General features: G+C 46.7%; 20 protein-coding genes. 10 read left to right on the top strand and 10 right to left on the bottom strand.

Annotation, left to right across the window (positions count from 1 at the left end; translation table 11 throughout):
* Nucleotides 1-54: 54 nt before the first annotated feature.
* From lptE to miaB, 3 genes are read right to left on the bottom strand one after another with little or no spacing between them, the layout of a single operon-like run.
* A complete protein-coding gene (gene lptE / locus AC1RNB_RS16505) occupies nucleotides 55-573 on the bottom strand; it encodes an LPS assembly lipoprotein LptE (protein ID WP_493084613.1) in 519 nt (172 codons plus the stop codon).
* Nucleotides 574-617: 44 nt separating this feature from the next.
* Nucleotides 618-1,901, bottom strand: a complete 1,284-nt coding sequence (locus AC1RNB_RS16500; RefSeq protein ID WP_493084612.1) for a sigma-54 interaction domain-containing protein — start codon at nucleotides 1,899-1,901, stop codon at nucleotides 618-620.
* Between the two features lie 44 nt (nucleotides 1,902-1,945).
* Nucleotides 1,946-3,376 carry a tRNA (N6-isopentenyl adenosine(37)-C2)-methylthiotransferase MiaB gene (gene miaB / locus AC1RNB_RS16495; protein WP_493084610.1) on the bottom strand — a complete coding sequence of 477 codons (1,431 nt, stop codon included), beginning with the start codon at nucleotides 3,374-3,376 and terminating at the stop codon, nucleotides 1,946-1,948.
* A 119-nt stretch (nucleotides 3,377-3,495) separates the two neighbouring features.
* On the opposite strand from miaB, the gene AC1RNB_RS16490 reads away from it, so the two are divergent.
* Complete coding sequence (locus tag AC1RNB_RS16490; RefSeq protein ID WP_493084609.1) at nucleotides 3,496-4,452, top strand: DUF3078 domain-containing protein; 957 nt, start codon at nucleotides 3,496-3,498, stop codon at nucleotides 4,450-4,452.
* On the opposite strand, the gene AC1RNB_RS16485 is transcribed toward AC1RNB_RS16490, so the two are convergent.
* Nucleotides 4,449-5,567 (bottom strand): 5-(carboxyamino)imidazole ribonucleotide synthase, encoded by a 1,119-nt coding sequence (locus tag AC1RNB_RS16485; protein ID WP_493084607.1) that lies wholly within the window; start codon nucleotides 5,565-5,567, stop codon nucleotides 4,449-4,451. The genes AC1RNB_RS16490 and AC1RNB_RS16485 overlap by 4 nt on opposite strands.
* A gap of 301 nt (nucleotides 5,568-5,868) precedes the next feature.
* Here AC1RNB_RS16485 and hppD point away from each other — a divergent pair, with 301 nt between their 5' ends.
* Together hppD and AC1RNB_RS16475 are read left to right on the top strand one after the other, a co-directional pair.
* Entirely contained in the window at nucleotides 5,869-6,999 is a 1,131-nt protein-coding gene (hppD, locus tag AC1RNB_RS16480) for a 4-hydroxyphenylpyruvate dioxygenase (RefSeq protein ID WP_493084605.1), read from the top strand.
* Nucleotides 7,000-7,128: 129 nt separating this feature from the next.
* Nucleotides 7,129-7,881 (top strand): L,D-transpeptidase family protein, encoded by a 753-nt coding sequence (locus AC1RNB_RS16475; protein ID WP_493084603.1) that lies wholly within the window; start codon nucleotides 7,129-7,131, stop codon nucleotides 7,879-7,881.
* A gap of 12 nt (nucleotides 7,882-7,893) precedes the next feature.
* Here AC1RNB_RS16475 and AC1RNB_RS16470 read toward each other — a convergent pair whose 3' ends face one another.
* A complete protein-coding gene (locus tag AC1RNB_RS16470) occupies nucleotides 7,894-9,147 on the bottom strand; it encodes an aspartate kinase (RefSeq protein WP_493084601.1) in 1,254 nt (417 codons plus the stop codon).
* 126 nt (nucleotides 9,148-9,273) lie between these two features.
* On the opposite strand from AC1RNB_RS16470, the gene AC1RNB_RS16465 reads away from it, so the two are divergent.
* The 6 genes from AC1RNB_RS16465 to AC1RNB_RS16440 all read left to right on the top strand — a co-directional run bounded on the left by AC1RNB_RS16465 (nucleotide 9,274) and on the right by AC1RNB_RS16440 (nucleotide 13,320).
* Entirely contained in the window at nucleotides 9,274-9,774 is a 501-nt protein-coding gene (locus tag AC1RNB_RS16465; protein WP_493084599.1) for a CAP domain-containing protein, read from the top strand.
* 93 nt (nucleotides 9,775-9,867) lie between these two features.
* Nucleotides 9,868-10,878 (top strand): class 1 fructose-bisphosphatase, encoded by a 1,011-nt coding sequence (gene fbp / locus AC1RNB_RS16460; protein ID WP_493084598.1) that lies wholly within the window; start codon nucleotides 9,868-9,870, stop codon nucleotides 10,876-10,878.
* Between the two features lie 9 nt (nucleotides 10,879-10,887).
* The gene (locus AC1RNB_RS16455) at nucleotides 10,888-11,376 is read left to right on the top strand and encodes a hypothetical protein (protein ID WP_493084596.1); all 489 of its coding nucleotides are present in this window, start codon (nucleotides 10,888-10,890) and stop codon (nucleotides 11,374-11,376) included.
* A gap of 3 nt (nucleotides 11,377-11,379) precedes the next feature.
* Nucleotides 11,380-12,141 (top strand): ABC transporter ATP-binding protein, encoded by a 762-nt coding sequence (locus tag AC1RNB_RS16450; protein WP_493084594.1) that lies wholly within the window; start codon nucleotides 11,380-11,382, stop codon nucleotides 12,139-12,141.
* Nucleotides 12,142-12,202: 61 nt separating this feature from the next.
* Nucleotides 12,203-12,727 (top strand): YfiT family bacillithiol transferase, encoded by a 525-nt coding sequence (locus AC1RNB_RS16445; RefSeq protein WP_493084592.1) that lies wholly within the window; start codon nucleotides 12,203-12,205, stop codon nucleotides 12,725-12,727.
* The gene (locus tag AC1RNB_RS16440) at nucleotides 12,727-13,320 is read left to right on the top strand and encodes an NUDIX hydrolase (protein WP_493084590.1); all 594 of its coding nucleotides are present in this window, start codon (nucleotides 12,727-12,729) and stop codon (nucleotides 13,318-13,320) included. Before AC1RNB_RS16445 ends, AC1RNB_RS16440 begins: the two co-directional genes overlap by 1 nt.
* A gap of 3 nt (nucleotides 13,321-13,323) precedes the next feature.
* Here AC1RNB_RS16440 and AC1RNB_RS16435 read toward each other — a convergent pair whose 3' ends face one another.
* From AC1RNB_RS16435 to AC1RNB_RS16420, 4 genes are all read right to left on the bottom strand, one after another.
* A complete protein-coding gene (locus tag AC1RNB_RS16435) occupies nucleotides 13,324-14,607 on the bottom strand; it encodes a bifunctional folylpolyglutamate synthase/dihydrofolate synthase (RefSeq protein WP_493084589.1) in 1,284 nt (427 codons plus the stop codon).
* A 26-nt stretch (nucleotides 14,608-14,633) separates the two neighbouring features.
* Entirely contained in the window at nucleotides 14,634-15,518 is an 885-nt protein-coding gene (locus AC1RNB_RS16430; protein ID WP_493084587.1) for a hypothetical protein, read from the bottom strand.
* 235 nt (nucleotides 15,519-15,753) lie between these two features.
* Nucleotides 15,754-16,521 (bottom strand): sulfite exporter TauE/SafE family protein, encoded by a 768-nt coding sequence (locus tag AC1RNB_RS16425; protein ID WP_493084586.1) that lies wholly within the window; start codon nucleotides 16,519-16,521, stop codon nucleotides 15,754-15,756.
* Nucleotides 16,522-16,545: 24 nt separating this feature from the next.
* Nucleotides 16,546-17,478, bottom strand: coding sequence for a DMT family transporter (locus tag AC1RNB_RS16420; protein ID WP_493084585.1), 933 nt, complete (start codon nucleotides 17,476-17,478; stop codon nucleotides 16,546-16,548).
* An 87-nt stretch (nucleotides 17,479-17,565) separates the two neighbouring features.
* Between AC1RNB_RS16420 and AC1RNB_RS16415 the strand changes: the two genes are divergently transcribed.
* Nucleotides 17,566-17,994 (top strand): IS200/IS605 family transposase, encoded by a 429-nt coding sequence (locus tag AC1RNB_RS16415; RefSeq protein WP_493084584.1) that lies wholly within the window; start codon nucleotides 17,566-17,568, stop codon nucleotides 17,992-17,994.
* Nucleotides 17,995-19,885: 1,891 nt separating this feature from the next.
* Here the strand turns inward: AC1RNB_RS16415 and AC1RNB_RS16410 are convergent.
* Nucleotides 19,886-21,202, bottom strand: a complete 1,317-nt coding sequence (locus tag AC1RNB_RS16410) for a radical SAM family protein (RefSeq protein WP_493084583.1) — start codon at nucleotides 21,200-21,202, stop codon at nucleotides 19,886-19,888.
* Nucleotides 21,203-21,229: the final 27 nt, after the last annotated feature.

Genomic DNA, 21,229 nt, shown 5'->3' with positions numbered 1-21,229 from the left:
GAGTGGATGATAGAATGAGTGAATGTTTTTATAGTGGATAAAAATAGGGAATGGTTACCAGTTTGAAAAGATGCGGTTGAAAATATCATCGGTGAGGGAACGTACTACTTCGTCGAGCAATTGGGCTTCGGCCTGTTGCAGGGAGAGGTTGGCGGAGTAGTCGAAGCTGCGGCTTACGTCAAACTCTTCGGTTTCGTTGGTCAGGGTTTTCTTTAATATCACATGCAGGCTTACTGTTAAACGGTTGGTGCTGGCCTGTTGCGCACTTACACCTACGGTTTGTGTGGCATCGTAGCGGGTAATGGTACTGTTGATCACATAGTGGGCATTGTCGTCATTGGTACGGGTAAGCTTGGTGCCGCCAATGATCTTTGTCTGGATCTTATCAAAAAATTTCTGGCTGATCTGCGGGTTCACATAGGTAGCCCTGTTCTCCACAAACCCGATCTTCACCGTTTTCACATCCGCCGGTATTGTAGCATCATTAAATGAATACCGCACCACATTACACCCCCCCAGCCCCAACAGGCTAAGCGTACAAAACAGTATAACCAGTATTTTTTTGCTATTCATCACACACAACAAATTACAATTCAAAAAAACATTCACTCATTCACTCATTCGTCAATATCATACTCCTTCAACTTCCTATACAAAGTCCGCTCACTGATACCGAGATCCAGCGACGCATCCCTTCGTTTACCCTTGTGTTTTTTCAGGGCTTTTACGATCAGTTCTTTTTCCTTGTCCATGATATTCAGCGACTCCTCTATTTCTTCATGCTGGTGAATCTCATTATCGTGGTGCAGCAATACCGGCTGTTGCGCACCACCACCTGCGGGCAGAAAAGAGGGTTGACTGCTGGCTGGCTGTTGAACAGGGGGCGAAGTCATCAGCTGCTGGTTATCGCCATTGGCATGGTAATCATTCAGCAGAGAATCCCTCGTAAAATTGGCCGCGGTGCCCGCCAGCGAAGGGTTCTGGAGAATTTCCAGGAACATTTTCTTCAGCTCGGTCACATCTTTTTTCATATCAAAAAAGAGCTTGTACAGTATCTCCCGCTCGTTGGCAAATTCGCCTTGTGGCGCATGTCCGGCCAATACGGGTAAACGGTTTTGCACCGCATCGGGCAGGAACCGGCGCATATCATTTCCGGTAACCAGGTTATTGGTGCTGAGTACGGAGATCTGTTCTGCAATATTCTTCAACTCGCGCACATTACCCTGCCAGTTATGGTTAATTAACAGGTTTTTGGCCTCATCATCCAGTTGTACCGGCGTGGTTTTATAACGTTCTGAAAAATCCACAACGAATTTTCGGAACAGCAGCAGTATATCTTCTTTCCGGTCGCGCAGCGAGGGTACGCGAATAGGAACGGTACTTAAACGATAATACAGGTCTTCGCGGAAACGTCCTTTCTGCGTAAACTCCAGCAGTTCGCGGTTGGTGGCCGCTATCACCCGCACATCTGTTTTCTGTACTTTGGATGAACCCACACGGATAAACTCGCCTGTTTCAAGTACCCGTAATAATCGGGCCTGCGTACCCAGCGGCATTTCGCCGATCTCATCCATGAAAATGGTACCACCGCTAACGGTTTCGAAATAACCTTTGCGACTGTCAACTGCACCGGTAAAAGCGCCTTTCTCGTGACCGAAGAGTTCTGAATCGATGGTTCCTTCGGGTATTGCTCCGCAGTTAACGGCTATGAAAGGATTGTGTTTACGGGCCGAGAGGGCATGGATGATCTGGGAAAAGACTTCCTTACCCACACCACTTTCGCCAACGATCAGTACCGTTAAATCAGTAGCAGCTACCTGTGCAGCGGTATTGAGCGCATGGTTTAGTGCGGGTGAATTGCCAATGATGCCGAAGCGGTTCTTTATACTTTGTAAATCCATTGATTTAATTAGAAATTAAAAATTAGCAATTAACAATTAGTACCTTATTGAGAACGTGTGACTTCGCCCAGTAAAGTACCTGCGGTACAGCTGTTGATCTGTACCATAACATAATCACCTTTGTTCAGATGGTATTGTTCTTTGGGGAAGATGACCACTTTGTTGTGATCGGTTCTTCCCTGCCAATGATTGTCGCTTTTTTTGGAGTTACCTTCAATCAGCACCCGGAAGGTCTTGTTCACATCTCGCTGCATGCTTTCCAGTGAGTGAATACGGTGCAGGGCAATGATTTCCTGCAGCCTGGTTTTTTTTACCTCTTCGGGTACATCATCTGTATACCTTCTCTCTGCCAAAGTTCCCGGGCGTTCGCTGTAATAATACATGTAGGCCAGGTCGTACTTGCAGTATTCCATCAATGAGTAAGTATCGCGGTGGTCTTCTTCGGTTTCTGTGCAGAAGCCGGAGATCATATCGGTACTGAGGCCGCAACCCGGCAGGATCTCGCGGATCCGGTTTACCCGGCCGATATACCATTCGCGGGTATAGGTTCTGTTCATCAACTGCAGAATGCGGTTGCTGCCGCTTTGTACGGGCAGGTGTATATATTTGCAGATATTATCGTGCCGCGCCATGGTATACAATACTTCATCCGTAATGTCTTTAGGATGCGAAGTGCTGAATCGCACACGGAGCAGGGGAGAGATCAGGGCCACTTTTTCGAGCAGTTTGGCAAAAGTGATGGTTTCGTCTTTCTGCTCATCTATCCAGTAATAACTGTCTACATTCTGTCCCAGCAGCGTCACTTCGCGATAACCTGCCTCAAACAGTTGTTGTGTTTCTTCGAGAATCGAATACGCATCGCGGCTGCGTTCGCGGCCACGGGTAAAAGGTACTACACAGAAGCTGCACATATTGTTGCAGCCGCGCATGATGGATACAAAGGCACAAACGCCGTTGCTGTCCAGGCGGATCGGGGCAATATCGCCATAGGTTTCATCGCGGCTCAGTAAAACATTCACCGCTTTCTGGCCGGTTTCGGCTTCTTCTATCAGCGAGGGCAGGCTGCGATAGGCATCGGGGCCCACTACCATATCAACCAGTTTCTCCTCTTCCAGCCATTTCGATTTCAAACGCTCCGCCATACAACCCAAAACACCAACCAGCATACCCGGTTTTTTCTTTTTGAGTGAGCGAAACTCAGTAAGTCTTTTTCTGACGGTCTGTTCGGCTTTTTCGCGGATAGAGCAGGTATTAATGAGGATCAGGTCGGCTTCTTCCTGGTTACGGGTAGCGCCAAAACCTTCGGCCTGCAGGATGGAAGCCACCACTTCGCTGTCGGCAAAGTTCATAGCGCAACCATAGCTTTCTATGTAAAAATGCTTTTGATAAGTACCCGAACCATTCACAATCGGATTATAGGCTTCGCCCTGGCGACTCTCATCGTGTGCTTTGCCTGCTAATTCCAATATTTCCATTCTGTTCTGTTTTAAGTGTGTAAAAATACATAAAATGCGCTGTTTAATGCCAGATTGTCAGCATTCCTGTCGTTAAAATTGTTCATATCCCATAGATTTGCGAGCAAAATATCATTTTGATGAAGAAAGCCCCCGCTCTTTTCCTCTGTTTGTGCTTTTTCTATACCGCTTATAGCCAGGATATTGTACTAAACAAGCTGAGAAGTGAGACCTCCCGCACCATTAAAAAAGAAGCAGATACCAGTACCTGGAACTGGAAAAGAGGTGGACTCTTAAGTTTTAACCTGGCACAGGGCTCGCTCAGCAACTGGGCTGCCGGTGGCGATAATTTTTCGTTGACCGTTAACGGCTATTTCAACTATTTTTTCTTCTACAAAAAGGACAGGCATTCCTGGGACAATAACATTGATATGAACCTGGGTTTTATCCAGTCCACCAGCCAGGGCAGCCGCAAAAACGACGACCGTTTTGATTACCTGAGTAAGTATGGTTATAAAATGGATACCCTCGGTAAGTGGTATCTTTCCACCCTGTTCAACTTCCGTTCGCAGTTGTTTGACGGGTATACCTATTCCAATAATGTGGGAACTTTTGCATCTTCTTTTTTATCGCCGGCATATTTCATTCTTTCGGTGGGATTTGATTATAAGGCCACACCGAATATGTCTGTCTTCATTTCGCCACTTACCTCACGTTCTACTTTTGTTACCAACGATCGCCTGGCGCAGAAAGGAGGCTACGGGATACCTGCGGGTAAAAATTCCATTAATGAAGTGGGTACTTTTGCTACGGTTAACTATAACAATGCGATTGCCAAAAACATCAATTATAAGGGAAGGATGGACCTTTTCTCCAATTACCAGAACAAACCGGAGAACGTGGATATTTTCATGACCAACCTGTTCTCTTTTAAGATCAATAAATTTTTCTCTGCCACCTACAGCCTGGATCTGATCTATGATGATGATATCCGCCTGTTTGGTCCCAACAAACAATCACCGGGTTTGCAAACCAAGAGTCTGATCGGGATCGGCTTTCTGAAACCGCTGATGGTGAAAAAGACCCGCCATACTTAGGCAATCACTTTCAGCAGGTGTTTGATCTTGTTGGCTTTGTAAGTGAGGTCCTGGTAGTCTTTGTGCAGGATGGTTACATGTCCCATTTTACGGCCGGGTTTGGTCTGTGTTTTACCGTAGAGGTGTACAAACACATTATCCATGGCCATTACTTCGTTTAACCCTTCGTAGGTAGCGGTTCCGGAATAACCTTCGGCACCCAGTATGTTTACAATAGCCGAGGGCAGGATGGGATCTGTATTACCCAACGGAAAACCGAGCAGTATACGTAACAGCATATCATACTGGCTGGAATAGTTGGCTTCGATGGTATGGTGACCGCTGTTATGCACCCGTGGAGCAGTTTCGTTCACCAGTACTTCATCGTTTTTATCAATGAATAATTCAATGGCAAAGAGGCCCGGACTTTTCAGCTCTTTTACCACACGTGAGGCGATGGCTTCGGCGCGCCAGAGGGTTTTCTCGGGTAACTGAGCCGGACTCAGCTGGTAATCCAGCAGGTTCCATACTGGGTCAAAGATCATTTCGGCAGGAGGGTAGATCACGGTTTCGCCGGTCGTACTCATGGCCACAATGATTGCGATCTCTTTTTTGATGGCTACTTTTTTCTCAAGCACCGAAGGGGTATCAAATCCGTTGCCCAGGTCTTTCTCCGATTCCAGGATGGTTACCCCTTTTCCATCATACCCACCTTGCCCGATTTTGTGTACGGCCGGTAAAAAAGCGGCCTGCTGTTCCAGTTCGGTGCGGTTATGGGTGATCACGAAAGCAGAAGTGGGAATCTCGTGTTCTTTATAGAATTCTTTCTGGGTTACTTTGTTTTTAATGGTCCGGATAGCAGAGGGTTTGGGAATTACTTTCACTCCCTCAGCTTCCAGTTTCTCCAGGGCATCCACATTCACCGATTCGATCTCGATGGTGATGGCATCCAGTCCTTTCCCAAATGCGTACACCGTATCAAAATCCGTAATATCACCTTTGGTAAAATGATGGCAAAGATGTGCGGCCGGACAGTTAGCATCATTCTCAAGTACATGTGTTTCAACCACATAATTACCTGCTGCCTGTAACAGCATACGCCCTAACTGACCACCTCCCAGGATACCTATTTTCATAAAAGTTGAATATGAAACGAAGATAGGTAAGGAGTCTGTAGTCTGGAGTATTTTTTACATTTCCTCAACTCCCAACTCCTAACTCCAGACTCCTAACTTTTCTATAGATTTGTCCCGATGATACCCGACTATCCACATAAGATCTTCAGCGATAAACGCTTCTGCTATTGCCTGCTGATGGAGGCACTGGCCATGGATGCTCTGGGCTAAACGCTTTATGCTGAACGCCTAACGCTAAACGCATACCGCGGGGCGGGATTGAGTACTTACCATTTCATCAACCATTACTTATTTACATTTTATGGAAACAGTTGTATCTGCTACTACTGCACAACCGGCTATCACCGATTTTCTTCCTTTACAGGGAACAGATTATGTTGAATTTTATGTGGGCAATGCCAAACAGGCGGCTCATTTTTATAAAACGGCTTTTGGTTTTCAGAGTCTGGCTTATGCCGGGCCGGAAACGGGCATTAAAGACAGGGTGAGTTATGTGGTGCGCCAGCACAAACTCACGTTTATGTTTACCACCCCTTTGCGCAGCCAGAACCCGATGGCCGATCATATTTACAAACATGGAGATGGGGTAAAAGTACTGGCACTGAAAGTAGAAGATGCTACCGATGCATGGCAACAAACCACATCCCGCGGCGGCAAAAGTTACCTGGAGCCGGAAACCCTGACCGATGCAGATGGGGAAGTGGTGTTGAGCGGCATTCACACTTACGGTGATACGGTGCATGTATTTGTAGAGAGAAAAAATTACAAGGGAGTATTCATGCCCGGTTTCCGCAAATGGGAAACGGTATATAATCCCACAGATACCGGTTTGCTTTATGTAGACCATTGCGTGGGCAATGTGGGCTGGAACCAGATGAACCCCTGGGTAAAGTTTTATGAAGAAGTGATGGGCTTCCGGAATATCCTCAGTTTCGACGATAATGATATCTCTACCGAATACTCGGCCCTGATGAGTAAAGTGATGAGTAATGGCAACGGTTTTGTGAAATTCCCCATCAATGAACCGGCCGAAGGCAAAAAGAAATCACAGGTAGAGGAATACCTCGATTACTATGACGGCGAAGGTTGCCAGCACGTGGCACTGGCCACCAACAATATTGTTAAAACCGTAACGGAATTGCAGAACAGAGGGGTGGAGTTTCTGAAAGTGCCCAGTTCTTATTATGCAGACTTGTTAGACAGGGTTGGAGAGATCGACGAAGACCTGCGCCCCTTAGAAGAGTTGGGCATCCTCGTTGACAGGGACGATGAAGGATATCTTCTCCAGATCTTCACCAAACCGGTAGAAGACAGGCCCACCCTGTTTTTCGAGATCATTCAGCGCAAAGGCGCCAAAAGCTTTGGGAAGGGCAATTTTAAAGCCTTGTTTGAAGCAATTGAACGAGAGCAGGATGCAAGAGGTAACTTATAAAGTTTCATCATATATGTCCATCGTGCAGGGCCCATGGCGCTGTGCGATGGACAATTTTTTGTCCGGTAGAAACGTTAATTATTGCGTTGGCCCGATAGCGGTATTTTTACATTCCTTATTTTTGAAACCATGAAGCGTGTAGCAGGACTTCTTTTTTTGATGGCGATCGGCAGCCGGGCCGGGGCACAGAAATCATTTCTGGCCTCTCAACTGCAGTTCCCGAAAGTGGTGAATGCCATGAAGCTGAAAGAAGATTCCCTGAAGAAGCAATTGGCGGCCATGCATATTTCATGGCCTATTAAACAGATCTACGTACGGAGTTTTAAATACGATAGCCAGCTCGAGGTTTGGGTGCGTAACCAGAAAAACGAGCCATATAAATTATTCAAGACGTATAAGGTTTGTGCTTTATCCGGTGCGCTGGGCCCCAAACGGATCGAGGGCGATTACCAGGTGCCCGAGGGTTTTTATTATATCAATGAGTTTAATCCCAAAAGCACGTACCATTTATCGCTCGGACTGAATTATCCCAATGCCTCCGATCAGTTATTAAGCGATTCGCTGAAGCCCGGTAACGATATTTTTATTCATGGAAGTTGTGTAACCGTAGGTTGCATTCCCATTCAGAACAACCAGATAGAAGAACTGTACCTGCTGGCCAGTTATGCCCACGACCAGGGCCAGGATTTTATCCCCGTTCATATTTTCCCGGTTCGCTATAATGTAGAAAAAAGCCGCGAATACCTATCCCGCGCCAGCAAAGACGACCCCGGTTACCAAAACTTTTCCAACCGCTTGAAAGAAGTCTTTGATTACTTTGAACAAAACAAAAAAATCCCGCTTATCTCCGTGAATAAAAAAGGAGAGTACATTCCTTTGTAAAACATTCTTCACTCATTGTCTATACAACACCTGTACCGTTTCTTTTGTACGTTGTGTTAATACGATTTCTTTTCCTTTAGTGAGTGTTTCAAAAGTTTCGGCTGTGTAATGCCGGATAGTAAGTAGTGTCAATTCTTTTTCTACCTGCACATCAAACAGGGAAGAAGCGGCCGCGGCGAGGTGTTCTATTTTTTCCGCGCGGTAATCCATGCATAATTGTACGTTAATGGCACCGGTCTGTATCAGGTTAGGACGGGTTTTATGTTTGGCCAGTAAGGCATAGAGCTGGCTCATCGGTTCTTCGCCCACGAAAGAAAAATCCTGGCTGCTGAGATGGAGCAATACCTGGTTTTCTTTCACAACAATAATGGGTGGTAATCCTTTGCTGCTTTTTTTATGGATGAGGGTGCCGGGCAGATCCGGATCAAGAAAACATTTTACCAGTAAAGGAATGCCTTTGTTCTGTAAGGGTTTGATGGTTTTAGGGTGAATCACCTGCGCGCCGTAGTAAGCCATTTCAATCACTTCGGTAAAATTCAGTTCAGACAGTAACTGTGCTTCCGGAAAACGTTTGGGGTCGGCATTCATCACACCTTCTACATCTTTCCAGATGGTAAGGCTTTCGGCATCCAGAATATTGGCGAAGATGGCGGCGGTAAAATCGCTTCCTTCGCGGCCCAGCGTGGTGCTTTCATTATCATTGGTACAACCGATAAAACCCTGTGTCAGGTAAATGCCTTTTTTCTCCACCGTAGCGGTGATCCTGTCTGTCGTTACTTCCCAGTTAATAGAGGCGTCGCGGAAAGTATTGTCTGTGCGTACCATATCGCGAACATCCAGCCATTCGTTGCTGATGCCGGATTCGTTCAGGTAATGGCTGATGATGGCTGTGCTTAATAATTCACCCACACATACTACCTGGTCGTAATAGTAATCATATTCCCGCACAGGTTTATCGTGCAGCAACCATTCCACTTCGGTAAAAAAATCGGTGAGCTGGGAAAGACAGGCGTTGAAATGTGTTACCAGCAGGTATTTGGAAATATTGATATGGTATTGTTTTACCGCATCAAATAACTGCAGGGCTTCGGCTTTGTTACCCCCAAAAAAAGCTTCTGCTACTTTTTCCAGTCCATTGGTGGTTTTACCCATGGCCGAAATAATGATCACCAGTGGTTCCGACTCATATTTTTTTACAATGCCTGCCAGGTTCTGGATCCTTTCTACGCTGTTAACACTGGCGCCGCCGAATTTAAATACTTTCATTCCTGCCCTTACTTTGGTTGATGCTGGCAAAACTAGGTTAAATATGCACTCAGGCTCACACCTGTTAAGACTTTGGCAGCCGGTTAAACTGGTATGGTTGTTGCCACTATGCGGTAAATCGATACCATGAAAAATTTTGCCTGGATACAAAGGATCAGCTTACTGGCGCTTTGGGTAGGTTTCCTGTCCTGCAGCCCAGCCACAGCTCCCCATAACGCCGGTTTGCCTGCCGAGGAGGAAGTAAGTTCTAAGAATATGGAGAGTTCTATCCTGCGTTATGTGAACCAACACCGGCGCCAGCTGGGAAAACAGCCACTGGTATTACAGGCCTTGGCTTCGCAACAGGCCACGCAGCATAGCCGCAATATGGCCAAACGCAAAACCGGTTTCGGGCACGATGGTTTTGCACAGCGGATGGATGTAATCAAAAAGAATACCGGCTGGATCTCCGCTTCGGCAGAAAATGTGGCGTATGGTAAACTAACTGCGCAGGAAGTGGTAAAGGGGTGGTTAAACAGTCCGGGACATAAAAAAAACATAGAAGGAGATTACGCTTTCACCGGTATCGGCGTGTATAAAGATGCCAAAGGCATTCTGTTTTTTACGCAGATCTTTTACCGCAAATAAGCTGTTGTATTGTGTAACGCATACATGGTTCATTCGTAAAATTTATCAAACAGATATCGGGCCGCACCCTAACTTTATCCAAATGATTGCCGAATGAATGTAAACAGGAATATTCTCACTCTGGATGAATTTACCCTAACCCAATTAAGACAATTTCCCACCGCTACCGGCGAGTTAAGTCGCCTCCTGCGCGATCTGGCCCTCGCAGCCAAACGCGTGAATGTAGAAGTGAACAAAGCCGGCCTGGTAGATATTCTCGGCGATGCGGGCAGTATTAATGTGCAAGGCGAAGATGTAAAAAAACTCGACATTTTTGCCAATAACCAGTTCATGGGTGTATTAAAACATGGCATCAGCTGTGCGGGTATTGGCAGTGAAGAGATGGACGATTTTGTGGTGTTTGATGATGAAGTGAGTAATAACAGCAAATATGTGGTTTTGTTTGATCCGCTGGATGGCAGCGGTAATATTGATGTGAATGTATCGATCGGTACCATTTTCAGTGTGTACCGCCGGGTAAGTGAACTGGGCAAACCCTGCCGCAAAGAAGATTTTTTACAACCCGGTAATAAACAGGTGGCTGCCGGTTATGTGGTATATGGTTCCAGTACCATGCTGGTATATGCCACCCGCCGTGGGGTGAATGGATTTACACTGGATCCTTCCATTGGCGAATTTTCACTCAGCCATCCCAATATCAAATGTCCGGATACCGGCAAATTCTATTCTGTGAACCATGGAAATTTCTTCCAGTACGAAGAACCTGTGCGGAAATACATCGACGGCTGCCAGCGCAAAACCAAAGAGAATGGCGGGCCCTATACCCAGCGCTATATCGGCAGTATGGTGGCAGATGTGCACCGTAACCTGATCAAGGGAGGCATTTTTATGTATCCAGGTACGCTGGACAAACCCAAGGGTAAACTCCGACTTTTATACGAAGCCAATCCCTTTGCCTTTATTGTAGAAGTAGCTGGTGGTGTAGCTACCAATGGCAAACAACGGATACTGGATGTAGAACCTGCCGAATTACACCAGCGAACACCGCTCTTCATAGGAAGCCGCAAAATGATGGAGGAACTGAATACCTTTATGGGCATTTAAGCAAGTGTGATGAAAAGAAAGTATATACTCTTGTTACTGGTAGTATTGGGCGCCCTGCCATCATTGGCCCAGCAGCGGCTGGATACCAGGGGCATGAATTATGTGGTGGCCGTTAAACCCAATAGTATTATTTATCACGATACTTTGTTCAGTGGCAGTAAACAGTTTTCGTCATTGTTCTATCGCACACGTGATCAGAAACTGATCCGGTTATTGGAAAAACACCAGTCCAACAAAGTAACCGGCCAGGTGTTGGGATTGATCGGGACCATCGGAACGATTGTAGGACTCGGACAATTATCGCGCAGCGATAACAAAGGACTGGCCTGGGGACTGATCGGTGGCGGCTTTGCCATGACCCTGACAGGAGGTTATTTAACCCTGATGGGACAACGGAACCTGCAAATGGCCGTAATTTTATTCAATCAAAGAAATAACCAGGTTTCATTGGGAATGGGAGTGGCCAACCGCTCGGTGGGACTGGTGTATCAATTCTGACATATGGCTAAAACGATTATAGAAGTCAAAAGCCTCCACAAAAAATACGGCGATTTTGAAGCCGTGAAAGGCATCAGTTTCTCAGTGCAGGAAGGAGAGATCTTCGGACTGCTGGGACCGAATGGTGCGGGTAAATCAACTACCCTGGAGATCATGGAAACCCTTCGTGCAAAAACCAGCGGAGAAGTGTTGGTGGATGGATGGAACCTGGATACTTCACCCAACGATATCAAAAAAATTATCGGGGTGCAGCTGCAGACATCGGGTTATTATCCGAGTTTGAATCTGACAGAACTGATCGTATTATTTGCGGGACTGTATGATGAAGAAGTGGATCCCCTGGTTTTGCTGGACAGCGTAAATCTGCGCGATAAAGCCAAAGCCAAATACAAAGAACTCAGTGGCGGACAGAAACAGCGATTCTCGATTGCCACCACACTGATCAACCGGCCCAGGATCATTTTTCTGGACGAGCCCACTACCGGACTGGATCCGCAGGCCAGGAGAAATCTCTGGGACCTGATCCGCGAGATCCGTGCAAAGGGAACAACGGTGATCATTACCACACATTATATGGATGAAGCAGAAGTTTTGTGCGACAGGGTAGCCATTATTGACAGCGGAAAGATCATCGCTATCAACACACCTGATAAACTGATCGATGAACTGGTGGAGTCCGGTTTCGAAAAACGCAAAGAAGTGAAGCAGGCTAATCTGGAAGACGTGTTTATTCACTTAACCGGAAAGGCGTTGAGAGATGACTGAACCGTGCATAGAAAAAGACATAAGATACTTTGACGAATAATTTTTCAAATCTGCTATTGATATGACAATGGATCCGCGTTACCCCATCGGCAAATATGAACCACAGCCTTTTTCGGAGGCACAGAAAGAAAAGTGGTTACTGGATATTAAATTTCTTCCGGAAGAGCTGGAAAGATCATTGCTGAACCTGGATGCCGCGCAACTGGAAACCCCTTACCGCGATGGTGGCTGGACGGTGCAGCAGTTGGTGCATCATGTGGCAGACAGCCATATGAATGCCTATATACGTTTCAAACTGGGCGTAACGGAAGAGAACCCTACCATCAAACCCTACGAAGAGAAATTATGGGCAGAACAGCCGGATAACCAATTGCCGGTGAATATCTCCATCACTTTATTACATGCCTTACACCAGCGCTGGTATACCGCTATTAAAGATCTGAAAGAGGCAGACTGGAACCGTACCGTAGTACATCCCGAACATGGCCGGCAGATGAGTCTCTGGTTTTTACTGGGCCTGTATGCCTGGCATGGTAAACACCATACGGCGCATATCACTTCTTTACGCGAATGTAATAACTGGTAATGGCCAAAGAATTCAAAGCATCGGAAAGAGAATCGCTCAGGGATCTGCGTTGGAAAACCTTGTCGTCGAAATATATTTATGACGACAGGTGGTTCCGCGCCCGAGCCGATAGCTGTCAGTTTCCGGATGGCAGAATCATAGAGCCTTATTATATCGTGGAGTTGCCGGATTGGTGTAATGTGATTCTGGTTACCAAAGATGAAAGGGTGATCCTGGTACGTCAGTACCGTTATCCGATTGATCAGGCAACCTATGAATTACCGGGTGGTGTGATCGAGAAAAATGAAGACCCGAAACAGGCTGCCAAAAGAGAGATGGAAGAGGAAACGGGTTACACTTCTGATGATATTGAATTTCTGATGAAGCTATCTCCCAATCCGGCTGTGAATAACAATACCGCCTATTTTTTCCTCGTACGTAATGCAGTGCCCACTGTTTCCACCAATCCGGATCTGTTTGAGGATTTAGATATTGTCTCTTTTTCCAAAGAAGAGATCATCGAATTCGTATTGGGCAACCAGATGCACCATGGTGTACAGGCGGGGCCTATGTATGCCGCCATGCTGCAATTAGGATGGATGAAATTTACCTGAGGGCTACAGGTTCACTTCTCCCACTAAAAACACACTTCCGCAAACCAGTACCAGGTCATTTTTTTCAGCATTTGCCATGGCTTCTTTTACAGCTTTGTTTACCTCGGGGTATGTGCTTCCCTCCAGTTCAAAAGCAGCTGCCTGCTGTTGCAACTGGGTAGCATCCAATGCACGGGGAATCTGTGCCTGCGTAAAATAATAGGTAGCTTCTTTGGGTAATAAAGCCAACACGGCATCAATCTCTTTGTCTTTCACCATACCGATTACCACGTGCAGGTAATCGTAATTGGTGAGTTCCAGTTGCCGGCTGATCTGCCGCATGCCATCTACATTATGACCCACATCCAGGATTACGGTAGGATGCTGGTGCACCAGTTCCCACCTGCCATGTAAACCCGTGAGCTTTTTTACATGCGGCAAAGCTTTCTGTATAATGGCTGTATCTGTTTTCCAGCCCTGTAATTGTAACTGGTGTGCAGCTTCCAGCACCGTGAGCAGGTTTTTGGTCTGGTAAATACCGGGCAGGTCCAGTTCATAGTGGGTATGCGCATTGCTGGCTTTATCCACAATGGATACTTTCAATAAATGATGTTCGTATTCCCAGCCGATCATCCATCTTTTTTCCTGTGCATACGTGATAGGAGAGCTGACTGCTTTCAGATCGAACACGGGCCTTGTTTCCGGTATCACTTCGCCAATCACTACCGGGATCCCTTTTTTGATGATGCCTGCTTTTTCGGCCGCAATTTCTTCCAGTGTATCTCCCAGCAGGTTCATATGATCCCAGCCTATATTGGTGATCACACTTAATTCGGGGGTGATAATATTGGTACTATCCAACCTGCCGCCCAGGCCTACTTCTATGATGGCAATATCTACCTGCTGTTTGGCAAAATAATCAAATGCCATCGCTACTGTGATCTCAAAGAAAGAGGGTTCTATCTCATTAATGAGTGGCTGTATGCGCTGAGTAAAATCAACCACAAAATCCTCATCACAAACTACGCCGTTAATTTTGATCCTTTCCCTGAAATCTTTTAGGTGGGGCGATGTGTATAATCCTGTTTTATACCCCGCTGTTTGCAATATGGCGGCCAGCATATGGCTGGTAGAGCCCTTGCCATTGGTGCCGGCAATATGGATGGTTTTGCACTGTAATTGCGGATTGCCCAGTGCTTCGCAGAGGCGGATGGTATTGGTGAGGTCTTTTTTAAAAGCGGCCGCACCCATCCGGCTGAACATGGGCAGTCGGGTAAACAGATATTGTAAGGTTTCCTGGTAAGTCATATGCTGCTGCAAATATGCAACAATAATTAACCGCGTAATTTGAAATTGAAGACCAATGTGCCGGTTTGTTGCTCGGCAGCGCCGCTATTCAGTTTCAGCCCCCTGGCTTTCCGCAGGGCAATATTGCGGATATTGGTATTGGTAGTAGTGGTACCTCGTGGGTTTACAATGGCCATGATCACGTTACCGGCTTTATCAACGGTGATATCTACCGCTACTTTGGCATTTTCATTAAATTCATCTTCAAAAGAGGGTAATCGGGTAATTCTGCGCCCGTCCAATCCGCTACGGATGCTTACTCCCCCCGAACCACCTGATCCGCCATTGCCACTGGCCGCATTTCCCTTGTAGCTGTCTGAATTTGGGTTGCCGTTCGGGTTACCCTGGTCTCCCTTACCTCCTGCAATTCCCTGGTTCCTTACGCCATTGTAACTATCGGCCCGGTTACCGCTGGTTGTGGTACTGGTGCCTCCTTTAAACAAGGCTTTGGGTTTGGGTGGTGCCGGTGTAGGATTGGTAACAGCTGTTGGATTGGTCTTTTTAACGTTTGTGGGTGGAGTACTAAGTGGCTTATCAGCAGGTTTGTTGGTTTTGTTCACTGCAGGTGCATCGCCATCGGCATATTCATCTGTATTGATCCTGGGCTGATTGCTGGGTGATTGTGCCGATCTGGGAGGGGCCGTTTTGCTGTCTTCCGTTACAGAAGGCTCCCCGGGAATCTGTGGCGCTATATCGCCCAGTCCGGTTTCACTGTTACCCAGATTAACTTCAATCCCTTCTCCAAAATCGGGTGGTGGAATCTGTGGTAATGTCCACTGCAGAAAGAAAAACACCAGAAACACCAAAACACAGATCATGGCTGTGTAAGCGGATGCTTTTAGATTCTTTTCTTTTTCGAAGGAAGCTGCCATGGATGGATAATTGCTCATATCAAATGTACAGGTATCGGTCTGGGTTATATCCGATGTTGAAAATTACCTGTTTAAGCGGAGGGTAATCCACTTTTGGGGTATAAAGAAAGGTTAAGGTTCCGGTTCTGGTTCGTAAATAGGTAAATAAGTAGATAGGTAAATAAGTATTGAAGGATAGTCTGTTTTGGGAGGAGGGGGGGATTCTTTAGCGAAACATCATAAGCTTTCAGCGCATCTATCTCCAGAAAGCGTCATAGCCGAAACGGAGTAGGGTGGCGGTGATGATGAGGAGGAAGAAAACCCGGATGAAACGATTGCCTCGGGCAATGGCTAAACGGGCACCTACAATACCGCCGATGCCATTGCAGATAGCCATGGGAATGGCGATCTGCCAGAGTATAATGCCTTTGAGGAGAAATAAGGAAATGGATCCCAGGTTGGTAGCAAGGTTGATCAGTTTGGCATTAGCGCTGGCGTGCAGGAAATCGAATCCAAGTAAAGTGATAAATGCCAGTACCAGGAAACTGCCTGCACCCGGACCGATAAAACCATCATAAAAACCAATACAGAGACTGATCAGGATGGCATAGAACCATTCGCGCCGGGAGGAATGATCTTTCTGGGTATGCTGACCGAAATTCTTTTTGGTATAGGTATAAATGGCCACGCCGATCAGTACCACAAAAATGACGGGTTTCATATAGCGGTTGCTCACCATCGTTAACACTTCAGAACCCGCAAAAGCGGCTGCAAAAGCAATCACACACATCACAGCGGCCATGGTCCAGTTAATAGATACTTTCCGCAAATACTGAACCGTGGCAAAAGCGGTACCGGTGAAAGAGGGAATCTTTAAAGATCCGATTACGGTTGCCACCGGAAACTGTGGCAGCAGGATCAGTGCAGCCGGTGTCTGTATCAGACCACCACCACCTACAATGGCATCCACAAATCCGGCAGAGAAGGCAAAAAAGCAAAGTAAAATGAGGGTAACTGTATCCATCTGTGAGGCAAAATAAGAAATGTACTATTCGGGTGTTTTATTTTTTCTGACTGTATTGGCGAGTACCAGTCCGGTGATCACCAGTATGCCACTGATGATATGGATCCGGTTAATCCGCTCACCCAGTAACCAAACAGCTTCCAGCACACTGAATACCGGTATCAGGTTGCCGAATAAAACGGTTCTGCCCGCACCTATCTTTTGAATGGATAGGTTCCAGCACAGAAAAGCCGTAACCGAGGCACCAGCTCCGAGATACAGTATCACCGCCCATAAAGAAACACTCCATTGCGCCGGTTTGGCCAGTATCAGTTCTGCTATAAAAAAAGGCAACAGCATAGCTGTCCCCGCTGCAAACACCACAAATAAAAAGTTGATGGAAGAAAGGGTAGCCGGTTTCTTTCTTACCAGTGTGCTGTATACTGCAAAAGCAAAAGCGCCGGTTAATACCCAGAGATCGCCTGTAGAAAAATGAAAAGCAGCCAATACTTCCCAACTGCCGCGCGAGAGCAATAATATAATGCCTGATAAGCAAATGGCCATACCGGTGATGCGGAGAATGCCGGGCCTGTCTTTCAGAAAAACAGCTGCCAGCACCGTAGCAAAAATGGGAGAAGACGTAGTGCCGATTAATGCCATATTGATGGCGGTAGTATAATGTCCGGCAACATACACACAGGTATTAAAAATAGTGATACCCGTCAATGCCACCCAGAAGAGGTAACGGGCATTTGCTTTTACGGTTTCCTTTTCTGAACGGAATCTCTTCCAGGCAAATGGCGCTAATAAAAGAGTGGCAGTAAGCCATCTGCAGAATGCCAGGCTCACGGGGCCTATCTGCTCACTAACGCCCCTGGCCACCACAAAATTCCCCGACCAGATGATCGCAGCCAGCACTGCCAGTAGTATGCCGATATAAGTGTCTCTTGCAGAATGGGGTTGGGGTATGGTTGTCATGTGTTACAGGTGCAAAATAGCTAAAACTATTGCGGTAAATACGCTATTTAATCCCGGCCCGGATAAATAATTTTCGGAAAAAAAAGTATGGCACATGTATCTGTCTGGCTACATACGGTTTGGGCAACCAAAAACAGGGAAAGAATACTTGTAGCCGGTAAAAGAGAATTGATCTGCGAACATATCAAACAGAATGCTGCTGAGAAAGGATTTTATATTGATATCGTTAACGGATATCTTGATCACCTGCACTGTCTGATGGCTTTGCGTTCGGATTGGACCGTAGCCAAACAATTGCAGATGATCAAAGGGGAAGCGGCACACTGGATAAATAAAAATGGTATCCTGGAAACCAGGCTCGAGTGGGCGGATGAATATTTCGCTGCATCAGTCAGCTTAGATAAGCTCAATATTGTCAGAAACTATATCCGAAATCAGGAAGAGCATCATCGGGCTTGTAGTTTCGAAGCTGAATATATTCGCTTTCTGAGCGCTTATGGATTCAGTCAGGGCTGAAGCCCGGGAATCAAGTGGGTGTTGTGATCCCCAGCTTGAAAGCTGGGGTTATAGATTGATTGCGGAACTACAGTAGTATTCGATGGACAGCTGAATGCTTATGGATTCAGTCAGGGCTGAAGCCCGGGAATCAAGTGGGTGTTGTGATCCCCAGCTTGAAAGCTGGGGTTATAGATTGATTGCGGAACTACAGTAGTATTCGATGGACAGCTGAATGCTTATGGATTCAGTCAGGGCTGAAGCCCGGGGATCAATTAGGTGTTGTGATCCCCAGCTTGAAAGCTGGGGTTATGGATTGATTGCGGAACTGCAGTAGTATTCGATGGACAGCTGAACGCGTATGGATTCAGTCAGGGCTGAAGCCCGGGAATCAATTAGGTGTTGTGATCCCCAGCTTGAAAGCTGGGGTTATGGATTGATTGCGGAACTGCTAGTAGTATTCGATGGACAGCTGAACGCGTATGGATTCAGTCAGGGCTGAAGCCCGGGAATCAATTGGTGTGTTGTGATCCCCAGCTTGAAAGCTGGGGTTATAGATTGATTGCGGAACTGCAGTAGTATTCGATGGACAGCTGAATGCTTATGGATTCAGTCAGGGCTGAAGCCCGCGAATCAATTGGTGTGTTGTGAACCCCAGCTTGAAAGCTGGGGTTATAGCATGTTCTGGTGTTGCTTGTGGCATTCGATGGACAGCTGAATGCTTATGGATTCAGTCAGGGCTGAAGCCCGGGAATCAATTGGAGTGTTGTGATCCCCAGCTTGAAAGCTGGGGTTATAGATTGATTGCGGAACTGCTAGTAGTATTCGATGGATAGTTGAATGCGTATGGATTCAGTCAGGGCTGAAGCCCGGGAATCAATTAGGTGTTGTGATCCCCAGCTTGAAAGCTGGGGTTATGGATTGATTGCGGAACTGCTAGTAGTATTCGATGGACAACTGAACGCGTATGGATTCAGTCAGGGCTGAAGCCCGGGAATCAATTGGTGTGTTGTGAACCCCAGCTTGAAAGCTGGGGTTATGGAATGTTCAGGTGTTGCTTGTGGCATTCGATAGAAAGCTGAATGTGTATGGATTTAGTCAGGGCTGAAGCCCGGGAATCAATTGGTGTGTTGTGAACCCCAGCTTGAAAGCTGGGGTTATGGAATGTTCAGGTGTTGCTTGTGGTATTCGATGGACAGCTGAGTGCTTATGGATTCAGTCAGGGCTGAAGCCCGGGAATCAATTGGAGTGTTGTGATCCCCAGCTTGAAAGCTGGGGTTATGGAATGTTCAGGTGTTGCTTGTGGCATTCGATAGAAAGCTGAATGCGTATGGATTTAGTCAGGGCTGAAGCCCGGGAATCAATTGGAGTGTTGTGATCCCCAGCTTGAAAGCTGGGGTTATGGATTGATTGCGGAACTGCTAGTAGTATTCGATGGACAGTTGAATGCGTATGGATTCAGTCAGGGCTGAAGCCCGGGAATCAATTAGGTGTTGTGATCCACAGCTTGAAAGCTGGGGTTATGGATTGATTGCGGAACTGCTAGTAGTATTCGATGGACAACTGAACGCGTATGGATTTAGTCAGGGCTAAAGCCCGGGAATCAATTGGAGTGTTGTGATTCCCAGCTTGAAAGCTGGGGTTATAGATTGATTGCGGAACTGCAGTAGTATTCGATGGACAGCTGAATGCTTATGGATTCAGTCAGGGCTGAAGCCCGGGAATCAATTAGGTGTTGTGATCCCCAGCTTTCAAGCTGGGGTTGTGGGTTGTTTTGGAGCTTAGTGCATGATCGCTAATGAAATTCCCTGATGCAGAAAACGGAAAATTCTCTGTTCTTCATTAACCCCAGCTTTTAAGCTGGGGGGCAGCGCATAACTAACTATATCGGGCTTCAGCCCTGACATTCGCGTTATAAAGTAGCAACATCCCCACCCGCAAAATCATGTTCATAGTCACCCTTGATCCTTTCCATCGATGGATTGAAATAACCGAAGCGGAGATTCGGGAACTCTTCCCGCAACAGATCCATCAGCTGTTTTACACCCAGCATTTCGCCGGTATCGTGTACACCGATCTTGCCCATATACCAATCGGGATCAATATTGAAATTGCGCCACTGGATCATACAGAGGTCCGTATCAATGATGAGTTTGCGCAGAGCCTCGTATTCTTCTACGGTATCTGTCATACCCGGAAATACAAAATAGTTAATGCTCGTCCAGCCACCGAAACTTCTCACTACTTTCAGACTCTCAATAATATCTTCAAATGTATAATTATTGGGGCGGTAGTAGGGTTCGTAAATATGTTTCCTCGCCGAGTTGGTACTTACGCGGATGCTGTTCAGTCCGGCTTCGCACAAGGTTTTTACTGCATCGGGTTTGGAACCGTTTGTGTTGATATTGATACTGCCTTTGGGCGTGTGTTTTCTGATCTCGATAATGGCTTCGCGGATGGTTTCCCACATCAACAGGGGTTCTCCCTCACATCCCTGTCCGAAACTCACAATGGGAAAAGGTGCGTTCATCAGGTGCGGTACCGTAAACTCCACAATCTCTTCTGCCAGGGGTTTGAAAGTGAGCCGGTCCTGGGTAGAAACAATAGTTTCTTCTTCGGGCTGAAAAGAGATACAACCAATGCAATTGGCATTGCAGGCGGGAGAAGTGGGTATGGGACATTCCCATCTGCCCAGCGCAAAATTGCGGGCTGCCGGACAGTGGTAGGTCATGCAGCATTTTTCCATCAGATGTTTTACCAGTCTGTTTTCCGGGTAAGCGGCCAGTAACTGGTGGGCACCTGTGTCAATTTTGGTATCATCATAACCCGCACATTCCTGGCGGATATCTTTTTCGATCCTTACGGCCGGTACATAGTGTTTGTTATCGTGCCAGCCCACTGCGGTATAACAGAACAAAGGCAGGGTAGGTGCATCGGGCAGGGTTTCGTAGGCGGCAATATAGAGACCGGTGTGAGCCGGCGGAATAAAAGCGGCTACGGCCCAGCCTTTTTCGCACAAACGCATCTCACCGGTCTTCACATCAATGCCAATGCCGCGTCTGCCGGGTAGTTCGTATAAGTTTCCACCGTCTGGCAGTTCTATCCATTCTTCTGTAGGAATGGGAAAAGCATCCCAACCGGCGCGGCCCACTGCATAGAGGGTAGGGTCTTCGAAAATATTTCCTTTTCCGTCTGAATACAGCAGGAAGGGTGATTGTGTAATAGCCATGTATGAAATGTAAGGATGAAAGCCGTT

This window comes from Sediminibacterium sp. GW821-FHT12F12, assembly GCF_058806635.1.
The sequence above is the reverse complement of the archived record's forward strand: the minus strand, read 5'-3'. Positions and strand labels throughout refer to the sequence as shown.